The sequence below is a fragment of the Variovorax dokdonensis genome, assembly GCF_030316895.1.
GTDB lineage: Bacteria > Pseudomonadota > Gammaproteobacteria > Burkholderiales > Burkholderiaceae_C > Variovorax > Variovorax dokdonensis.
The window spans coordinates 184,422-203,282 of sequence record NZ_JASZYV010000005.1; the positions used below are offsets into that span (position 1 = coordinate 184,422).

An 18,861-nucleotide genomic window follows, 5' to 3' on the forward strand; every position below is an offset into this window, starting at 1 on the left:
GTCGATGCCTCGATCCAAGGCGTTCAGGCGCTCGCCTCGGCGAGATGCAGCGCCGCTTGAACGACGCGGGCGGCATCGATGCGCGACTGCGCTTCGAGGATGGGCGAATAGCCCACCGGAATGCGCGGTGCGCCCAGGCGCCCGATGCGGCAGCCGGTTTCTTGCGCGGCCGTTGCGACGATCTCGGCGCCGAAGCCTGCCGCCTGCACCGCTTCGTGCACCACCAGCAGCCGGCGCGTGCGAGCGCAGGACTCGAGCACCGTCTCGCGATCCCAGGGCCACAATGTGCGCAGATCGATCAGGTCGACCGCCACGCCTTGCGCCGCCAGCGCCTCGCAAGCCTGCTGGCAGACGTGGAGCTGCCGGCTCCAGCTCACCAGCGTCAGCGCATCGCCCTCGCGCACGCGCTGCGCACGCCCGAGCGGCACCACCCGCGATTCGTCCACGGCGGCCTGCTGGCCCCACAGCGTCTTGTGTTCGATGTAGACCACCGGGTCGTCGCACTGCACGGCCGCGCGCAGCAAGCTGTAGTTGTCCTGCGGCGTGGACGGGCACACCACGACCACGCCCGGCAAATGCGCGAACCAGGCTTCCAGCGATTGCGAATGCTGCGCCGCCGACGCATCCCAGATGCCGCCAGGCATGCGCGCCACCATCGGCACGCGGCCCTGACCGCCGAACATGTAGCGGTTCTTCGCGGCCTGGTTGACCAGCTCGTCCATGCCGCACAGCGCGAAGTCGACCACGCGCATCTCGACCACCGGGCGCATGCCGGCCAGTGCCATGCCGACGCCGGCTCCCATGATCGCGGCCTCGCTGATGGGCGTGTCGATCACGCGGTTGGCACCGAAGCGCCCCTGCAGCCCGGCGTACTGGCCGAAGATGCCGCCGCGACCGACGTCTTCGCCGATCACCAGCACGCGCGCATCCGCCTCCATCTCGCGCTGCAGGGCGCGTGCGCCCGCCTGGGCATAGCTGAGCGTCTCGACGGCTGCGGCCGTCTGTTCCTGCATCGGTGTCAGATCCATTGGCCGGCTCCCACATCCTGCACGTCTTCGAAGGCCGCGGTGGCTTCGGGCCAGGGCGCCGCGTCGGCGGCAGCCAGTGCGTCCTGGACTTCGGCCAGCGCTTCGTCCTGCAGGGCGTCGAGTTCGGCGGCGCTCACGCCGCTGGCGAGCAGCGCGGCGCGGGCCCGTGCGATCGGGTCGGTCTCGAGGGCGGCCGCCAGTTCGCCCGCATCGCGGTAGGCGGCAGGGTCGACCGACACGTGGCCCTTCACACGGTAGGTCAGCGCATGCAGCAGCCGCGGCCCCTGGCCGGTGCGGACCTGGGCGATCAGATCCGATGCGGCGCCGTGCACCGCAAACACGTCGTTGCCGTCCACCTGCACCGACTCGATGTCCATCGACGCAGCGCGCGCCGAGGCGCCGTCCCCCGCAGTCATCGGCCCGCTGGACGTGGTGGCGCTCCAGCGGTTGTCCTCGCACACGAAGAGAACGGGCAACTGGTACACCTTGGCCCAGTTGAGCGCTTCCAGGAACGGGCCCCGGTTGATGGCGCCATCACCGAAGAAGCAGGCGGTGATGGCGTCGCCGTCCACCGCGCCGCCCGCCGCGCTCGACTTGCGCAGCTTCTGCGCGTGCGCCGCGCCCACCGCGATCGGCAGCCCGGCCGCTACCACGCCATTGGCGCCGAGCATGCCGACCGAGAAGTCCGCGATGTGCATCGACCCGCCCTTGCCGCCGTTGAAGCCGGTGGCCTTGCCGAACAGCTCGCACATCATGCGGGTGAGGTCGGCGCCCTTGGCCAGCGTGTGGCCATGGCCGCGATGGGTCGAGGTCAGGTAGTCGCCGCGCCGAAGGTGCGCGCAGACGCCGGCGGGTACCGCCTCTTGCCCGGTGGAAAGATGCAGGGGGCCGCGCACCTTGGCGGCCGTGCCGGCCTGCTGGCCATAGGCGCTCACGCCGCCTTGGCTGGCGGCTTCGGCCGCGTCTTCGAAGGCGCGGATGCGCAGCATCGTGCGATAGAGCGAGCGCCGCTCGCCCAGATCGGGAAGGGGGGAATTCATGTGGACTCCAGCGCGAACGACGGCGCGCATTTGCGTGCTGGATCGTATCGATCGTGACCAATCATCAAGAGCGGGCTAACCCCAGCCGCTTGGCACCGCTTGCATCGCGTTACCAGGCCTTCGGGAAAGCCCGAAGCCCGCCTGCACGGGCATCGCACCATTCTTCGAGCCGCAAACAACAAGCAGGAGACGCACGATGAAGAGACTTTCGACGGCGCTCACGCTGGGCTTCGCGCTGTTCGCAGCCGCGGGCCTCGCAGCCGCGCAGGGCAAGGGTTCGGCCGAGCCTTCGAAGACCGCGGCCGGCAAGGTGGATGGCGCATTCATCCGTTCCAACGCCGCCAAGACGCCCGACTGGCCCAGCTACGGGCTGGACTATGCCGAGACGCGCTACAGCCGGCTCGACCAGATCAACACCGGCAACGTCAAGGAACTGGGCCTGGCATGGAGCTACGACCTGGAATCCACGCGCGGCGTCGAGGCCACGCCGCTGGTGGTGGACGGCATCATGTACGTCACTGCGTCGTGGAGCGTCGTGCACGCCATCGACGCGCGCACCGGCAAGCGACTGTGGAGCTTCGATCCCAAGGTCGACCGGTCCAAGGGCTACAGGGGTTGCTGCGACGTGGTCAACCGCGGCGTGGCGCTCTACCAGGGCAAGGTGTACGTCGGCGCGTATGACGGCCGGCTGATCGCCCTCGACGCGGCCACCGGCAAGGTGGCCTGGGAGAAGGACACCCTGATCGACCACGCGCGCTCCTACACCATCACCGGCGCGCCGCGCGTGGTCAAGGGCAAGGTCATCATCGGCAATGGCGGCGCCGAATACGGCGTACGCGGCTACGTCACCGCCTACGATGCCGCCACGGGCGCGCAGAAGTGGCGCTGGTTCACCGTGCCGGGCGACCCGTCCAAGCCCTTCGAGGACGAGTCGATGAAGAAGGCGGCCGCGACCTGGGACCCGACCGGCAAGTACTGGGAGGCGGGCGGCGGCGGCACGGTGTGGGACACCATGGCCTTCGACCCCGACTTGAACCTGCTGTACATCGGCACCGGCAACGGCTCGCCCTGGGCGCACAGCAAGCGCAGCCCCAAGGGCGGCGACAACCTCTACCTTGCCTCCATCGTCGCGCTCGACCCCGACACCGGCAAGTACAAGTGGCACTACCAGGAAACGCCGGGCGACAACTGGGACTACACCTCCACCCAGCCGATGATCCTGGCCGACCTCACCATCGACGGCAAGAAGCGCAAGACCATCCTGCATGCGCCCAAGAACGGCTTCTTCTTCGTCATCGACCGCACCGACGGCAAGTTCATCTCGGCCAAGAACTTCGTCGATGTGAATTGGGCCACCGGCTACGACAAGAACGGTCGCCCCATCGAGGTGGCGGCGGCGCGCGCGAACGAGAAGCCGGGCGATTCGGTTCCTGGGCCCTTCGGCGCGCACAACTGGCATCCGATGTCCTTCAATCCGCAAACCGGGTTGGCCTACCTGCCGGCGCAGCACATCCCGCTCAACCTGATGGACGACAAGGCCTGGAAGTTCAATGAGAACGCGCCGGGCCGTCCCCATGCCGCGCTGGGCTGGAACACCGCCATGTTCGCCAACGCAGAGCCGCCCAAGAGCAAGCCCATGGGCCGCCTGGTGGCCTGGGACCCGGTGGCGCAGAAGGAGGCGTGGGGCGTGGAGCATGTGTCGCCCTGGAATGGCGGCACGCTCACCACCGCCGGCAACCTGGTGTTCCAGGGCACGGCCGACGGGCGCATGGTGGCCTACAACGCCAAGACCGGCGAAAAGCTGTGGGAGACGCCCACCGGCACCGGTGTGGTTGCGGCGCCCATGACCTTCATGATGGACGGCAAGCAATACGTCTCGATCGCCGCCGGCTGGGGCGGCGTCTACGGCCTTGCGCAGCGCGCGAGCGACCGCCAGGGGCCGGGCACCGTCTACACCTTCGTCGTCGGCGGCAAGGCGCCCATGCCCGCGTTCGTCGACGCCAAGGTGGGCAAGCTGGTGGCCGGCGTGAAGTACGACCCGGCCCTGGTCACGCCGGGCACGATGCTCTATGTCAGCAACTGCGTGTTCTGCCACGGCGTGCCCGGCGTGGATCGCGGCGGCAACATCCCGAACCTGGGCTACATGGATGCGGCCTACATCGAGAACCTCGACAAGTTCATCTTCAAGGGGCCGGCCATGGCCCGCGGCATGCCCGACTTCACCGGAAAGCTCAGCGCCGAGGACGTCGAGAAGATCAAGGCCTTCATCCAGGGCACGGCGGATGCCATCCGACCCAAGTAGACAAGTGACCTGAGTGAGCGACGCTCCGGCGGTGCCTGACCGCGCCGCCGGTTTCGATTGCTCACAAACTGCCGCTTGGGCGCGCGAAAGTATTCAGTGCTTACCCCGGTGACATCGCGCGGCAGGCCGGCCATAGTTAGTTCGTTGCTCGAACTAAAAGGCGCGACCCGCTGAACGGCCAGGGCGACCAAAACCCTCATTTCGGAGACATACCTATGAACAACAAGACTCTGCGCGCGCTCGGCGTCGTTGCGCTCGGCCTGTGCGCCGCCGGTGCCTTTGCCCAGACCGTGGTCGGCGTGAGCTGGTCCAATTTCCAGGAGGAGCGCTGGAAGACCGACGAGACCGCCATCAAGGCGCAGCTGGAAAAGCTCGGTGCCAAGTACGTCAGCGCCGATGCGGGCGGATCGCCCGAGAAGCAACTGGCGGACGTCGAGGGCCTGATCTCCAAGGGCGCGAAGGCGCTGATCGTGCTGGCCATGGACAAGGACGCGATCCTGCCGGCGGTCAACAAGGCCACGCAGCGCAAGATCCCGGTGGTGGCCTACGACCGGCTGATCGAGGCGCCCGGGGTGTTCTACATCACCTTCGACAACGTCGAGGTCGGCCGCATGCAGGCGCGCGCCGTCTACAAGCTGGTGCCCAAGGGCAACTATGTCTTCATCAAGGGCTCGCCCACCGATCCCAACGCCAACTTCCTTCGCGCCGGCGCGCAGGAGATCGTCGACGCCGCCGTGAAGAAGGGCGACATCAAGATCGTGGGCGACGAATACACCGAAGGCTGGAAGCCCGAGGTCGCGCAGAAGAACATGGAGCAGATCCTCACGCGCAACGCCGGCAAGGTCGACGCGGTGGTGGCGGCCAACGACGGCACGGCCGGCGGCGCGGTGGCCGCGCTCACGGCCAAGGGCATCCGCGGCATCCCCGTGTCCGGGCAGGACGCGGACCATGCGGCGCTCAACCGCATTGCACTGGGCACGCAGACCGTCTCAGTGTGGAAAGACTCCCGCGAACTTGGCCGGGAAGCGGCCAGCGCGGCCGTCGCCCTGGCGAGCGGCAAGCCGGTGGAGAACTCGACGACCTGGTCGGGCGGCGAAAAGAAGGTGGCCCTGAACTCGCGCTTCCTGACCCCGGTGCCGATCACCCGCGACAACCTCGACGTCATCGTCAAGGCGGGCTGGATCAGCAAGGCCGACCTTTGCAAGGGCGTGGCGGCCGACAAGGCGCCGCCCGCCTGCAAGTAGGCGTCATCCAAGGCAGGCGCCGCGCCGGTTCCTGCCTTGGCCCGGAGCAGCCGCAAGGGCGCGAGCGCGCGTCCTGCCCCGAGCGAGCCAGCGTGGCATTTCACGACAAGAAGACCCAAGGAGGATCGACATGACAACCAAAGAATTGCCGCTGTGGCGGCGCACCGGCGTAGACCTGCGCCTTTTGCTCATGTGCGTGCTGCTCATCGCGCTCGCCGTGGGCTTCCACATCTTTTCGGGCGGGCTCTTCCTGACGCCGGAGAACCTCTACAACCTGGCGCAGCAGACGGCGGTGGTCGGCATCGTGTCGACCGTGATGGTGCTGATCATCGTTGCCCGCCACATCGATCTGTCGGTCGGCTCGGTCATGGGCTTCATCGGTGTGCTGATCGCCTATCTGCAATACACGTCCGGCTGGCCCTGGCCCGCGGCCTGCCTGGCCGGCCTGGCGGTGGCGCTGCTGGTTTCGCTCTATCAAGGCTGGCTCACGGCCGGGCTGGGCGTGCCGTCCTTCGTCGTCACGCTGGGCGGACTCATGTCGTTCCGCGGCGCCGCCTTCCTGGTGGCCGACGGCAAGACGCAGCCGGTCAACGACCCCGTGTTCCAGATGCTGGGCGGCGGCTACGACGGCGGCATCGGCACGACCTGGACCTGGCTGGTGGCCGCGGCGATCGCCGTGGTGCTGGTGGCGCGCATGGTGCAAAAGCGCAGTGCGCGGGCACGCCATGGCATGCCCAATCAACCGCTCGTGCTCGACGTGATGGTCACGGCGGCGCCCATTCTCGTGGTGCTCGCCTTTGCCGCAGTGATGAACGACTATCGCATCGGCAACAAGGAGACCGCGCAGGGGCTGCCGATCCCGGTGCTCATCTGGGCCGCGGTCGCGGTCGGGCTTTCGTTCCTGGTGCACCGCACCCGCTTCGGCCGCTACGTCTTCGCGATGGGCGGCAATCCGGATGCGGCGGCCCTGGTCGGCATTCCGGTCCGGCGCGTCACGCTGATGCTGTTCGCGCTGCTGGGTGTGCTGGTGACGGTGGCGGCCATCGTTTCCATCGCGCGCCTGAATGCCGGCACCAACTCGCTGGGCACCGGCGCGGAGCTGTACGTGATCGCTGCTGCGGTGATCGGCGGCACTGCGCTTTCTGGCGGCGCGGGCTCCATCTTCGGCTCGGTGCTGGGTGCGCTGATCATGCAGTCGCTCGACAGCGGCATGCTGCTGCTCGACGTGTCCATCGGCAAGCGCATGGTCATCATCGGCCAGGTGCTGATCGTCGCGGTGGTGTTCGACGTGCTGTATCGCCGCAAGTTCGGGGAGGCGTGAAATGACGAACGCACAACCCCTGGTTCAACTGAGCGGCATCCACAAATCATTCGGCGGCATCAAGGCGGTCGACGATGTCAGCGTCAACCTGCATCCCGGCGAGGTGGTGGCGCTGCTGGGCCACAACGGCGCCGGCAAGTCCACGCTGATGAAGATGCTGGCGGGCGCCTATCCCATCGACGCGGGCGAAGTGCGCGTCGCCGGCCAGCCGGTCAGCATCCGCACGCCGGCCGACGCGCAATCGCAAGGCATCGAGACCATCTACCAGACGCTGGCGCTGGCAGACAACCTCGATTCGGTGGCCAACCTCTTCCTGGGCCGCGAGAAGCTGACCCGCTGGCGCACGCTGGACGATCACTTCATGGAAGTCGAGGCCCGCAAGGTCTTCGCCCGGCTGAACAAGAACTTCACCAACATCCGCGTGCCGGTGCGGCGGCTTTCTGGCGGACAGCGGCAGGTGGTGGCGATCTCGCGCGCCCTGTACTTCAACGCCCGCATCCTGATCATGGACGAGCCGTGCGCGGCACTCGGCCCCGAGGAAACGGCGATGGTCGGCGGCCTGGTGCGCCAGCTCAAGGCCGATGGCGTGGGCATCTTCCTGATCACGCACGACATGCCCGATGTGTTCGGGCTGAGCGACCGCCTCGCGGTGATGAAGAACGGCCGGCTGGTGGGCACCTACGCCACGCCCGACGTGACCGAGGACGAGGTGCTGGGCATGATCATCGCGGGCAAGCGACCGGAGGGAAAGCCGCAGTGCGTGCGTGACGCCGCATGAGAACCACCGGCGATCAGCAGCTGGTCAAGCGCATCAACCGCAGCGTGCTGCTGCGGCTGTCGCGCGCGCAGCCGGGCCTGTCCAGGGCGCGGCTGGCGCAGGAAAGCGGGCTCACCAAGTCCACTGTCACGCTGCTGGTGCGCGAGCTGCTGCAAGAAGGCTGGTTGCATGAGTCCGGCGCGCCGGTGGCCGACGGTGCGGGGCGCCCGTCCACGCCGCTGGCCATCGACGTCGGCGTGCGTGCGCTGGCCGGCATCGAGGTGGGCGTGGAGCGAATGCGGCTGGCCTGCGTGTCCTTGCAGGGCGCGCTGCTGCATTCCGACGAAGAGGCTCTGGAAGATCCGTCGCCCGAGTGCGTGAGCCGGCAATCGGCGGCGCTGGCCGCGCAGGCGCAGCGCGCGTTGGCGGCGCGCGGGTTGCGGCTGGCCGGCATCGGTGTCGGCGTGCCCGGTGCGGTGGATCAGGACAGCGGGCGCGTGCGCTTCGCGCCCAACCTTGGCTGGCGCGACGTCGACCTGCTCAGCCCGCTCAGCGCCGCGTTGCAGGCGGCGCGCGTCGGCGACGTGCCTGTGCAACTGCAGAACGAAGCCGATGCCGCCGCACTGGGCGAATACGAATTCGACGTGGGCGAGGGCGGCGCGCACCCGGGCAGCGACACCGATCCGCTCATCTTCGTGAACTGCGACGTGGGCGTGGGCGCGGGCATCGTGCTCAACGACCGCCTGTTCGTCGGCGCGCAGGGCATGGCCGGCGAGATCGGCCACACCATCCTCGAAGTCGACGGCCCTGCGTGCTCGTGCGGGCGGCGCGGCTGCGCCGAGGCCTTCTTCGGCTCCCGCGCGCTATCTCGCAGCGGCAGCGACCCGGAAAGGGCTGCCCGCTTCCTGGGCGTTCTTCTCCAGAACCTGTGGGTGACCTTCAACCCGCGCGTCATCGTCGTCGGCGGCGCCAGTTGCGCCAACGACCCGCAACTGCTGGCCCGCGCGTGCGATGCGGTCGCCCAGTACGCCAGCGATGCCGGCTTGCCCATGCCCCAGGTGCGGGCGGCGCGCTACGGAGCCTTGGCGCCGGCCGTCGGCGCGTCGGCTTTCGTGTTGCATGAATACCTGCGGCCACTGCATCCGGCGGCCCACGAGCGCCAGGCCCGGCAGACGAAAAAAAACCGCCGGGCCTCTTCGGCTCCGGCGGCTTGATCGTCCTGGCAGCGCCCGCGTGCGCGATCTCGGCGGGGCTGCAGTCTCGATCGTTGCGGCTCGCTCAGTCGGCGTAGACGCCCGCGGCCTTGATCACCGGGCCGAAGCGTGCCACTTCGCTTTCCACGAACTTCTTGTGCTCGGCCGGCTCCACGCGCTTGTCGCTCACCACCACGGCGCCCAGGCCTTCCTGCTTCTTCACGAAGTCCGGATCCTTCAGCGCCACCTTCAGCGCCTCGTTGATCTTCTTGGTCACCGCCTCGGGCGTGCCCTTGGGCGCATACAGGCCGTGCCAGATCGTCACCTGGAAGTTCTTCAGCCCCGACTCGTCCAGCGTGGGCAGGTCCTTGAGCGCCGGCGTGGTCAGCCGCTTCATCGTCGTGACCGCATAGGCCTTGACCTTCTTGCCCTCGATCTGGCCGGTGGTGTTGGTGGTCTGGTCGCACAGCAGGTCGATCTGCCCGCCGATCAGATCGGCAATGGCCGGCGCGGTGCCCTTGTACGGCACGGTGGTCATCTCCGCCTTGAGCTCGCTCTGGAACAGCAGACCGCACAGGTGCGAGGCCGAGCCGATGCCCGCGTTGCCCAGGTTGACCTTGCCGCCGGACTTGGCGATCCATTCGCGCAGTTCCTTGAAGTTGTTGGCCGGCAGGTCGGGCTTGCCGATCAGCGTCATCGGCACGTCGTTGACCATGCCCAGGTACTCGAAGTCCTTCTGGTAGTCGTAGCTGAGCTTGCGGTACAGCACCGGGGTGGTGGCCATGCCCACGTGGGTGAGCAGCAGCGTGTAGCCGTCGGGCTTGGCGCGTGCGACCTTGGCGTTGCCGATGGTGCTGCCGGCGCCGGCGGCGTTGTCGATCACCACGCTGGTGGCGCCCAGGGGCTTGCGGATGGCTTCGGCCAGGTCGCGTGCCACGCGGTCGGTGGGGCCGCCCGCGGCAAAGGGCACCACGATGGTGACGACCTTGTCGCCAGGGTAGTCCTGCGCCTGTGCACCGAAGGCGGCGGCGGCGATCACCGCGAGGGTGAACAGTTTCTTCATAAGGTCTCCAGGGGGTACAGGTAAGAAAAAGTAAGCGGCGATCTTATCCAGAGGCCGCCGTTTGCCCATCCCTGATAGCCCTATGAAGTGAGCACCAGCGTGGTGCCGGCCGAAGGCTTCGGCTTCAGGGCGCCACGCCCATCAGATCGTCGAGTTCCCGGTAGTCCGGCGCTCGCGTGTCGATGGCACGTCCGGCGCGGATCACGCAGCGGTCGAACTGGTGGCGCGCCAGCATCTCGGAATAGCTGCGTGCCTTGAGCACGATCAGGTCGGCGCCGCTGCCAGCGCGCAGCATGCCGCGATCCAGGCCCATGATGGCCGCCGGCGTTTCGGTGACGGCGCGGATCCAGTCCGACAGCGGATGGTCGAGGTGCGCGATCTTCACCGCCTGCGTGTAGGTGTCCAGCATGTCGTGGTCGCCGTAGGCATAGAACGGGTCGCGGCAGTTGTCGCCGGCCACGGCCACCCTCAGGCCCCGCGCCTTCATCTCGTGCAGCACGGTCACGCCCCGCCAGCGCGGCGTGCGAGCCTCGCCGCTGCGGTCCTGCAGGTACATGTTGACGGTGGGCAGGCTGACGATGTCGATGCCCGCTTCGACGCAGGCGCGCAGGGTCTCGTCGATCGTCTCGTCGCTTTGCAAAGCGAGCGCCGTGACATGCCCGCACAGGATGCGGCCCGGGAAGTCGTGCTTGATGGCGCCGCGGGCAATGCGGATCAAGGTCTGTGCGCGCGGGTCGGTCGATTCGTCCACATGCAGGTCGAGGTCGAGCCCGCGCTCGCGCGCCAGCTTCATGGCGTTGGCGATGGCCTCGTCGATCATGGGCGGCACCGGCTCTTGCGGATAGGCCATCGACTTGGTGACGAAGCCCAGGCGGCCGCCGCTCTCGGCCACGATGTCGGCCAACTGGCGGCCTTCGTCGCTCATGAAGGCGTCCACCGGCGCGATGGACGAGGCCTGGAGGTCGATGCGCCCGGCCCAGCGCTCGCGCATCTCGCGAAACACCGGAAACGAAATGGCCGCCTGCGGCGCCAGCGAATCGAGATGGGTGCGGATGGCCACCACGCCCCTGGCGTACGCGGTCTTCAGCCCGAACTCCATGCGTCGCGCCACGTCGTGCGCGTTCCAGTTGGCCTCGCGGTCCTGCTTGGTCGCCATGCCGGCGCCGGCACCGTCGCCGGTGGGGTTCTGCTGGCGCGGCCAGATGTGGCCCTTGTCCAGGTGGGTGTGCAGGTCGAGCATGCCGGGCAGGACCATCGACGCATCCATGTCAGGGCCGAGTTCGGCCGGCAGCTTGCCTGCCGGTTCGATGCCGGCGATGCGCCCTTCGTCGATCAAAAGGTCGACCGCCACGGTGCCAGGGCTGCCGGGCGGCAGGCCCGTCTTGTCCAACAGGCACTCGGGAGCGCGCAGGTTGCGCAGGGCATAGCGGGATTGTTCGGGAGGCTGGAAGAAGGCGTGGGTCATTGGAAGGGCTGCAAAGCGGGGTCAGTTTTCGCGCCGGCGCGCACTGTCATGCCAGTGTCGCAGCGAGAGATGGGAGATGAGCGACAGGCACGCGAAGATCACCACGCCGCACAAGGACACCAGCGCAAGCGCTGCAAACATGCGCGGAATCTGCAACTGATAGCCCGATTCCAGGATGCGGTAGGCCAGGCCGGAGGCGGTGCCGCCGGTGCCGGCGACGAACTCCGCCACCACCGCACCGATCAGCGAGAGCCCACCGGAGATCCGCAAGCCGCCCAGAAAGTAGGGCATGGCTGCGGGCAGCCGAAGCTGGGTGAGCGTCTGCCAGCGGCTGGCACGGTAGAGCTGGAAGAGGTCGACCAGGTTGTGGTCGGCCGAGTTCAGGCCCAGCGTGGTGTTCGACAGGATCGGAAAGAACGCCACGAGCCAGGCGCAGATGAGCAGCGAGATGTTGACGTTGTCGGCCCAGATGATGATGAGCGGCGCGATCGCGACGATGGGCGTCACCTGCAGCACGATGGCATAGGGAAAGAGCGAAAGCTCCAGCCACTTGGACTGCGTGAACAGGATCGCCAGCGCCAGCCCGATCGCCACCGCCGCCGACAAGGCGGCCATCGAGATCGTCAGCGTGATCCACAGCGAACCCGACAGCGTGGCCCAGTCGGCCACCAGCGTGCGGGCGATCAGGATCGGGTCGGGCAGGATGTAAGGCGGAATGTGCTGCATGCGCACGACCGCCGTCCACAAGGCCAGGAAGGCCAGGCCCAGCACCAGCGGCGCCAGGACGCGCGGCCAGATGGATGCGCGCAGCCCGAGGATGCGGCGCTCGCGCCAGAGGGGCGTCTGTGCTTCCAACGACGCATCGCCAGGGCGTGAGGCTGTCATCGGGGCCGCCGTCGAGGCCGCCGCCTTGTCTTCGACTTCCGAAAGTGTCGGTGTCGCGGTCATGCGGCCCTCCGCGCATCGTTCATGGCCTGCTCCAACGCTGCGGAGACCGCGTTGCAATGCGCCGCATAGGCCGGGCTGGTGCGATAGCCGGCTTCGCGCGGGTAGGGCGAATCGACGGTGATGTCGGCCGACACGCGGCCAGGGCGAGCAGCCATCACCACGATGCGCTGCGACAGAAAGACGCTTTCGTACACCGAGTGCGTGACGAAGATGACCGTGAATCGCTCGCGCGCCCAAAGGGCCAGCAGGTCCTGGTTCAGGCGTCCGCGGGTAATCTCGTCCAGAGCGGCGAAGGGCTCGTCCATCAGCAGGATGCGCGGCTTGGTCACCAGCGCACGGGCGATGGAGACGCGCATCTTCATGCCGCCGGACAACTCGCGCGGATACGACCGCTCGAAGCCAGCCAGGCCCACCGACGCCAGCGCCTTGGCGGCGCGCGACATGCGCTCGTCCTTGTCCACGCCTGAGAGCTTGAGCGGCAGCGCCACGTTGGCCAGTGCGTTCTTCCAGGGCAGCAGCGTGGGTTCCTGAAACACGAAGGACAGGTCGGGCCGGGCCAGTCCGCGTGCGTCGTAGTTGCTGGTGGGCCAGTCGATCTCGCCGGCCGAAGGCTGACCCAGGCCGGAGATGAGCCGCAGCAGGGTGCTCTTGCCGCAACCCGAGGGGCCCAGCAGCGAGAGAAATTCATGCTGGCCCACCTGGAGGTCGACGTCCTTCAACGCCAGCGTGCCGTTGGCGAAGCGCTTGGAAACGCCGCTGCAACGCAGCAGCGGACGCTGCGACGGAGCTGGCGCACCGCCAGGCCGGTCGGCGCGGGATGGAAGATCGGGTCGAAGCAAGGAGACGCCTTCCGCTGCGTGCTTCAACCGCGCTTGCCGACGAACTGCAGCGTGTACGCGCTCTTGACGTCCAGTCCGCCAGCCTGCGCGCCTGCCGCGACCATGGTGTCGTAGAAGCGCTTCCAGCGTGCGTCCGTCATCGCGCCCAGGCCCAGGGTCTTGGCGTCGCCGCCTTCGACGATGCCCCATTGCTTCAAGGCTCCGATGGCGTAGGCGATCTTCTCTTCGCTCATGTCCGGGTTGTGAGTGCGGATCATCTTGTTGGCCGGCGAAGGATCGCCGCCCAGATAGCTGGCCCAACCCTTGGCCGTCGCATCGACGAAGCGCTGCAGCAGTTCTGCCTTTTCCTGGACCATCTTCGGCGAAGCGACCACCAGGCCCGAATAGTTGTCGAAGCCGCTGTCGGCCAGCAGGTGGATCACCGGCGACACGCCGGACTGGCGCGCCGCAAAAGGCTCGCTGGTGATGTAGCCCTGCATCGACACGTTCTTGTCGGCCAGGAAGGGCGCGATGTTGAAGGTGTAGGGGCGGATCTGCTCGTCGGTGAATCCGTACTTGGCCTTGAGCCATTGCCAATAAGTCTGCCGCCCCGCCGTGGCCACGAGGATGGGCTTGCCCTTGAGTGCCTCCAGCGTGTCGTTGCCCACGCCTGGGTGCGACATCAGCACGCGCGGATCCTTCTGGAAGAAGGACGCGATGGCCACGCCCGGCAGCTTCTCCTGCGCCATGCTGAGCATGCGAAAGCTGTCGATCTCGGTGAAGTCGCACTTGCCGGCAACGAACAGCGAGACGCCGTTCAACTGCGGCCCGCCCATGCGGATGTCGAGGTCGATGCCGTGGTCGCGGTAGATGCCGGTGGCCTGTGCCTGATAGAGCCCGCCGTGCTCGGCCTGGGCCAGCCAGCCGGTCTGGTAGCTCAGCTTGGTGAGCGATTGCGCGCGGCCGCTTCGCAGGAATGGCGGCGCGGCAAGCAGCGCGGTGGCGCCGATCGCGCCCAGGACATGGCGACGGTTGAGCGATGCATTCATGGTCGAGAACTCCTTGTGCTCGGGCAGTCGAAGGAACGGGAAATCAGGCGTGCAGGGCGCTGTCTTCTTCGGCGCGCGTCTGGCGAAAGCGCCAGCCTTCGCTGGGCAGCGTGCCGCCCGCGCTTTCCTCCTGGGCCTGCGTGTCGAAGCGCAGCTTTCCAGGATTCATCAGGTCATGCGGGTCCATGGTGTGCTTGAACTTCGCATCGGCACCATCCACCGACTTCATGCCGCCTTCCTTGACCAGGAAGGTGTGGTTGTTGGCCACCATGGCGCCGTCTTCGGCCATGCCGACCATGATCTGCGCCAGCTGCGCGTCGCTCTCGAACTTGAAGAACGGCGAACCCTGAAAGCTGAGCTTGCCGTCGAAGCGCTTGACCTCGAAGTGCATGCCGCTCAGGTGGCCGAATCGCTTGTGGCTGCGCTCGATGGCGCCCACCAGGTCCGGATCGAGGTACAGCCCCACGTTGCTGACGATCTCCGGATGCTCGCGGTTCACGTGCATGCGGGTGTGGCCCCACGACATCTCGTACAAGGGGATGCGATAAGGCCCCTGCAGCTCCGGCGCGTCCACGGTGATGCAGCCCTTGAAGTCGCGCACCAACGCTTCGAAGGGCTCCATCAGCGGCTGCGCGATCATGCACAGCACCGCCGAGCGGCCTGGTGCCACATGCGGCCGCAGCGGCCGCATCATCTGCGGGATGGGATCGCCGATGACCGAGACGAGCTTCTTGACGATGCCATCGCTGGTCGCCAGCGCATGGGCGAACTTCACCGCCGTCATGAATTCGGCGAACTCCACCACCACTTCGCGCCAGGCCCAGGCCGGCGCCAATGGCATCTCCAGTTCCGTGATGATGCCGTTGGCACCGTACGCGTGATGCACCAGGTTCACGTCGTCGCCGCGCACTTCGACGATGCGCGGCTCATCCTCGACGCTCACCACCTGCATGCCCAGGATGTTGCCGCGATCGCGCAGGATGCCGTAGACGCAACTGCCGACGCCCGCATGGCCACCGCCGACAAAGCCGCCGAGTGTGGCCACCTTGCGCGTTGACGAGTGAATGCGCAGTTCCCAGCCTTCGGGCCGCGTGGCCTGGTCGATGGCCAGCAGGCGCGCGCCGGCTTGCGCCCGCACACGCTGGTCGCGCGTCCACAGCACCTGGTCCAGCGCGGTCATGTCGATCACCGCGCCGCCGGCCAGCGGGATGCCCTGGCCGAAGTTGCAGGTGCCGCCGCCGCGCATCATGAGCGGCATGCGCGTGCGCGCCGCGGCCGAGGCGATGCGCAGCACGTCGTCCTGATTGCGTGGCTGCACGTAGCAGTCGGCCACGCGTTCGAGCGCGTCGCGCCGCATGACCGGACTGAAATTCGCGGTCATGTCGCGGCTCTTGCGGCGCACGATGTCGGGGTCGTTGTCGGCCGGGATGTCGCCCAGCAGACCGAGAAACGCTTGCGTGTCGTTGGTACGTGTCATGCTGACGATTCACGCAAGGAGCGTGCCTGTATGTGAAAATGCACGCAAATCCAAAATTCGACGAAGGCGCCGGAATCCGATGGAGCTCGAAGACCACATCTTCTTTTTGTGCACACAGGTGGTGTACCGGCGCGACCGCGCGCTGGGCGAGGCGCTCAAGCCCCTGGGGCTGCTGTCCACCGAATGGCGCACGCTGGGCACCTTGCTGCGCAAGGGCGACATGACCATGCAGGAGCTGGCGCAATGGACCGCCTACGAGCGCACGCGCCTCACGCGCATGCTTCACGGTATGGAGGAGCGAGGCTGGGTCGCCAGAACGGATTCGAGCAGCGATGGGCGCGCCGTCGTGGTGCGCATTGCCCCAAAAGGGGAAAAGGTCTATCGCCGCGCCGAACAGGCGGTGGACAAGTTGACGGAAGAAGCGATGTCGGTCTGCCCGCCTGGCGACCTCGCGCGCGTGCGCAAGTCGCTGCAGGCGATGCGCGGCAAGCTGATCGAAATGGGGTATTGACGGATCGCTGGCACGTCGATCGCTGCCGCACTGATGTCAGGCATGCGGCGGCACGACCCCAACTCCGTGCCCCAGGCTGCTTCAGGCCCTAGTCAGGGCGCCTCAAGATCCCGCCGGCTTGGCCGGCGCGGTGTCGCTCCACAGCTTGCCGCCGGTGGCCCAGTCCTGCCGGGCGATGTCGTAGAACAGGATGTCGACCGCTTCGGCCGAGCCGCCCAGGGTGCGAACGGTGGCTTCGGTCAGTGCTTGCGCAAGGGCGCGCTTTTGCTCGACGGTGCGGCCTTCGAACATCTCGACGCGAATGGTGGGCATGGGTGGGTTTCTCCTTTGGGTTGGGTTGATTCGATTCAGTCGCGAAAGCCCGGCGCGGTGCGCTCCAGGCGACGCAGCAGGGCGGGCCATTCGAGGTCGCCGTCCCATTCGCTGCCGTCGCCCACCCACTCGGCATAGGTGCGTTCGGCCAGCGCATCGCTGACGGCGTGAACGCTTCCGCCGGTGGCGGCCATGGCCCGCAGCTGCGCCTTGGCGGCGCGCTCGAGCAGGTGCATGAGCATCCAGGCTTCGGCCACGGTGCGGCCGACGACCAGGGGGCCGTGGTTCTCCAGGATCAGGCCATCGAGCCGGCCCAGCGCCGCGACCATGCGCTGCTGTTCTTCGGCGCCAAGCGCCAGGCCTTCGTAGGCATGGCGGCCCAGGCGTCGATGCAGCCGCATCGCGTATTGGGATGTGGGCTGCAAGCCTCCCGGCAGCATCGACAGCGCCACGCCCCACGGCGTGTGCAGGTGGATGACGCATTCCACATCGGGCCGGGCGGCATGCACGGCGCCATGGATGGCAAAGCCGCTCGGGTTCACGCGCGCGCCGGAGCCGTCCACCACGCGGCCTTGCACGTTCACCTTGACCAGGCTCGATGCCGTGATCTCGTCGAACGTCGCGCCGAAGGGGTTGATCAGGTAGTGACCCGGTTCCCCCGGCACGCTGGCCGACAGGTGGGTGTAGATCGTGTCGTCCCACCCGTTCTGGGCCGCCATGCGATAGGCGGCGGCCAGGTCGACGCGCACCTGTTGTTCGCTGCGCGGCGGTCGGCTGGGGGGAAGGGTGGCGGCGTTCATGGGGGGAGGGCTGCAAGCGAGTGGCGAACTTTAACGCGCACGATGGCCGGTCGCTCGACGCGCCGGCCTTCGTGCGTCCAGAATGCGTTGTCGCCCGATCTCGAGTCCAAGCACGCCCCGCATGAACAAGCCCGAACCCTCCCTCGCTTCACGGCGTGCGATCCGCACCATCGCGTTCGTCGAGGCGATCAAGGGCTTGATCGTGCTGGCGGCGGCCGCCGGCGTCATGTCGCTGATCCGCCGGCAGGACCTCTATGACGTGGCGGCGGCGCTGGTGGACCACATGCACCTCAACCCCGCGTCGCACTATCCGCAGATCTTCCTGGATGCGGCCGAGCACTACCAGCAGCAGGCCCACCTGCTCTGGCTGGCTGCGGGCGCGGCCGCCTACGTCGCCGTTCGGCTGACCGAGGCCTATGGCTTGCTGCGCGAACGGGCGTGGGCCGAATGGCTGGCGGCGTTGAGCGGTGCCGTCTATGTGCCTTTCGATGTGCTGCATCTGCTGCGGCATCCGTCCCTGTTGGGCGCAGCGATCCTGCTGGTCAACCTGGCGGTCGTGGGCGTGATGGTGCTGGCCCTGATGCAGCGGCGCGCCGCGGCCTCTACGATGGCTGGCCAGATTCCGGCAAAGGACGAACATGACGACAGGCATCGCACGCACCGACTTCAAGCTGACCGCCCCAGACGGCCATGAGATCGAGGCCCATCGCTGGCAGGCCGAGCCGGCGGCACCGCCTCGCGCCATCGTGCAGATCGCGCACGGCATGGGCGAGCATTCGCTGCGCTACCGCGAGTTGGCCGAAGCGCTGGTGAGCCAATGCGCCTGCGTGGTCTTCGCCAACGAACATCGGGGTCACGGTGAGGGCGCCGCCGCGCGCGAAGAACTGGGCCGCTTCGGTCCTCGCGGCTTTGCCGCTCTGGTGGACGACATGGCGCAGCTGAGCCGCCATGCGCAGGCCCAGCAGCCTGGCGTTCCGCTGATCCTGCTGGGCCACAGCATGGGCTCGTTTGCGGTGCAGTACTACCTGGTGGAGCACGCATCGCTGCTGTCTGGCGCGGTCATGTCGGGCACCACGGCGCTGGATCTGCTCGGCGCCGGGCTGCAGGCGGGCTTCCGGCTCGAAGACATGAACGCCGCGCTGCCGAACGTGCGCACGCCCTTCGACTGGCTCAGCCGCGATCCGGCCCAGGTGGATGCCTACATCGCCGATCCACTGTGCGGGTTCACGGTCGACGAGCAGGGCATGGGCTCGATGTTCGCGGGGCTGGCTTCGCTCACACCCGACGCGATGCGCGGACGCATTCCGACCGGCTTGCCCATGTACCTGTTCATCGGCGACCAGGACCCGGTGAGCAACAAGGGCGAATGGTTCGAGCCGCTGGTGCGGCGCTACCGCGAGGCCGGGCTGACCGATGTGTCCAGCCACGTCTTCGGCGGCGCACGGCACGAAACCCTCAACGAGACCAACCGCGCCGAGGTTTTCGCGGTGCTGATCGCTTGGCTGCAGAGGGTGCTGGCCGCGCGCGCCTGAT

General features: G+C 67.7%; 18 protein-coding genes. 8 read left to right on the top strand and 10 right to left on the bottom strand.

Annotation, left to right across the window (positions count from 1 at the left end):
* Window positions 1-23 precede the first annotated feature (23 nt).
* Window positions 24-1,028 carry an alpha-ketoacid dehydrogenase subunit beta gene (locus tag QTH91_RS21225; RefSeq protein ID WP_286662135.1) on the bottom strand — a complete coding sequence of 335 codons (1,005 nt, stop codon included), beginning with the start codon at window positions 1,026-1,028 and terminating at the stop codon, window positions 24-26.
* Window positions 1,019-2,068 carry a thiamine pyrophosphate-dependent dehydrogenase E1 component subunit alpha gene (locus tag QTH91_RS21230; RefSeq protein WP_286662136.1) on the bottom strand — a complete coding sequence of 350 codons (1,050 nt, stop codon included), beginning with the start codon at window positions 2,066-2,068 and terminating at the stop codon, window positions 1,019-1,021. The genes QTH91_RS21225 and QTH91_RS21230 overlap by 10 nt, the downstream gene beginning before the upstream one ends.
* Window positions 2,069-2,264: 196 nt before the next feature.
* Here QTH91_RS21230 and QTH91_RS21235 point away from each other — a divergent pair, with 196 nt between their 5' ends.
* From QTH91_RS21235 to QTH91_RS21255, 5 genes are all read left to right on the top strand, one after another.
* On the top strand, window positions 2,265-4,370 hold the full coding sequence (locus tag QTH91_RS21235) for a PQQ-dependent dehydrogenase, methanol/ethanol family (protein WP_286662137.1): 2,106 nt from the start codon (window positions 2,265-2,267) through the stop codon (window positions 4,368-4,370).
* 215 nt (window positions 4,371-4,585) lie between these two features.
* Entirely contained in the window at window positions 4,586-5,614 is a 1,029-nt protein-coding gene (gene xylF / locus QTH91_RS21240) for a D-xylose ABC transporter substrate-binding protein (protein ID WP_286662138.1), read from the top strand.
* A gap of 130 nt (window positions 5,615-5,744) precedes the next feature.
* Window positions 5,745-6,935 carry a sugar ABC transporter permease gene (locus QTH91_RS21245; protein WP_286662139.1) on the top strand — a complete coding sequence of 397 codons (1,191 nt, stop codon included), beginning with the start codon at window positions 5,745-5,747 and terminating at the stop codon, window positions 6,933-6,935.
* Between the two features lies 1 nt (window position 6,936).
* Window positions 6,937-7,713 carry an ATP-binding cassette domain-containing protein gene (locus QTH91_RS21250; RefSeq protein ID WP_286662140.1) on the top strand — a complete coding sequence of 259 codons (777 nt, stop codon included), beginning with the start codon at window positions 6,937-6,939 and terminating at the stop codon, window positions 7,711-7,713.
* Window positions 7,710-8,906: an ROK family transcriptional regulator gene (locus QTH91_RS21255; protein WP_286662141.1), complete on the top strand. Its 1,197-nt coding sequence runs from the start codon at window positions 7,710-7,712 to the stop codon at window positions 8,904-8,906. The genes QTH91_RS21250 and QTH91_RS21255 overlap by 4 nt, the downstream gene beginning before the upstream one ends.
* 64 nt (window positions 8,907-8,970) lie before the next feature.
* Here QTH91_RS21255 and QTH91_RS21260 read toward each other — a convergent pair whose 3' ends face one another.
* The 6 genes from QTH91_RS21260 to QTH91_RS21285 form a co-directional block, all read right to left on the bottom strand.
* Entirely contained in the window at window positions 8,971-9,948 is a 978-nt protein-coding gene (locus QTH91_RS21260) for a tripartite tricarboxylate transporter substrate-binding protein (RefSeq protein WP_286662142.1), read from the bottom strand.
* A 124-nt stretch (window positions 9,949-10,072) separates the two neighbouring features.
* Window positions 10,073-11,413, bottom strand: coding sequence for a cytosine deaminase (locus QTH91_RS21265; RefSeq protein ID WP_286662143.1), 1,341 nt, complete (start codon window positions 11,411-11,413; stop codon window positions 10,073-10,075).
* Between the two features lie 21 nt (window positions 11,414-11,434).
* Window positions 11,435-12,298 (bottom strand): ABC transporter permease, encoded by an 864-nt coding sequence (locus tag QTH91_RS21270; protein WP_286662144.1) that lies wholly within the window; start codon window positions 12,296-12,298, stop codon window positions 11,435-11,437.
* 59 nt (window positions 12,299-12,357) lie between these two features.
* Entirely contained in the window at window positions 12,358-13,200 is an 843-nt protein-coding gene (locus QTH91_RS21275; RefSeq protein WP_368389479.1) for an ABC transporter ATP-binding protein, read from the bottom strand.
* 23 nt (window positions 13,201-13,223) lie between these two features.
* A complete protein-coding gene (locus tag QTH91_RS21280; protein ID WP_286662145.1) occupies window positions 13,224-14,228 on the bottom strand; it encodes an ABC transporter substrate-binding protein in 1,005 nt (334 codons plus the stop codon).
* 43 nt (window positions 14,229-14,271) lie between these two features.
* Window positions 14,272-15,705, bottom strand: a complete 1,434-nt coding sequence (locus QTH91_RS21285) for an FAD-binding oxidoreductase (RefSeq protein WP_286662146.1) — start codon at window positions 15,703-15,705, stop codon at window positions 14,272-14,274.
* Between the two features lie 79 nt (window positions 15,706-15,784).
* Here QTH91_RS21285 and QTH91_RS21290 point away from each other — a divergent pair, with 79 nt between their 5' ends.
* Window positions 15,785-16,216, top strand: a complete 432-nt coding sequence (locus QTH91_RS21290; protein WP_286662147.1) for a MarR family winged helix-turn-helix transcriptional regulator — start codon at window positions 15,785-15,787, stop codon at window positions 16,214-16,216.
* 102 nt (window positions 16,217-16,318) lie between these two features.
* Here QTH91_RS21290 and QTH91_RS21295 read toward each other — a convergent pair whose 3' ends face one another.
* Window positions 16,319-16,636, bottom strand: a complete 318-nt coding sequence (locus QTH91_RS21295; protein WP_368389480.1) for a 4-oxalocrotonate tautomerase — start codon at window positions 16,634-16,636, stop codon at window positions 16,319-16,321.
* Window positions 16,564-17,328, bottom strand: coding sequence for a class II aldolase/adducin family protein (locus QTH91_RS21300; RefSeq protein WP_286662149.1), 765 nt, complete (start codon window positions 17,326-17,328; stop codon window positions 16,564-16,566). Before QTH91_RS21300 ends, QTH91_RS21295 begins: the two co-directional genes overlap by 73 nt.
* A 121-nt stretch (window positions 17,329-17,449) precedes the next feature.
* On the opposite strand from QTH91_RS21300, the gene QTH91_RS21305 reads away from it, so the two are divergent.
* A complete protein-coding gene (locus tag QTH91_RS21305; protein WP_286662150.1) occupies window positions 17,450-18,022 on the top strand; it encodes a DUF2127 domain-containing protein in 573 nt (190 codons plus the stop codon).
* Window positions 17,967-18,860: an alpha/beta fold hydrolase gene (locus QTH91_RS21310; protein ID WP_286662151.1), complete on the top strand. Its 894-nt coding sequence runs from the start codon at window positions 17,967-17,969 to the stop codon at window positions 18,858-18,860. Before QTH91_RS21305 ends, QTH91_RS21310 begins: the two co-directional genes overlap by 56 nt.
* Window position 18,861: the final 1 nt, after the last annotated feature.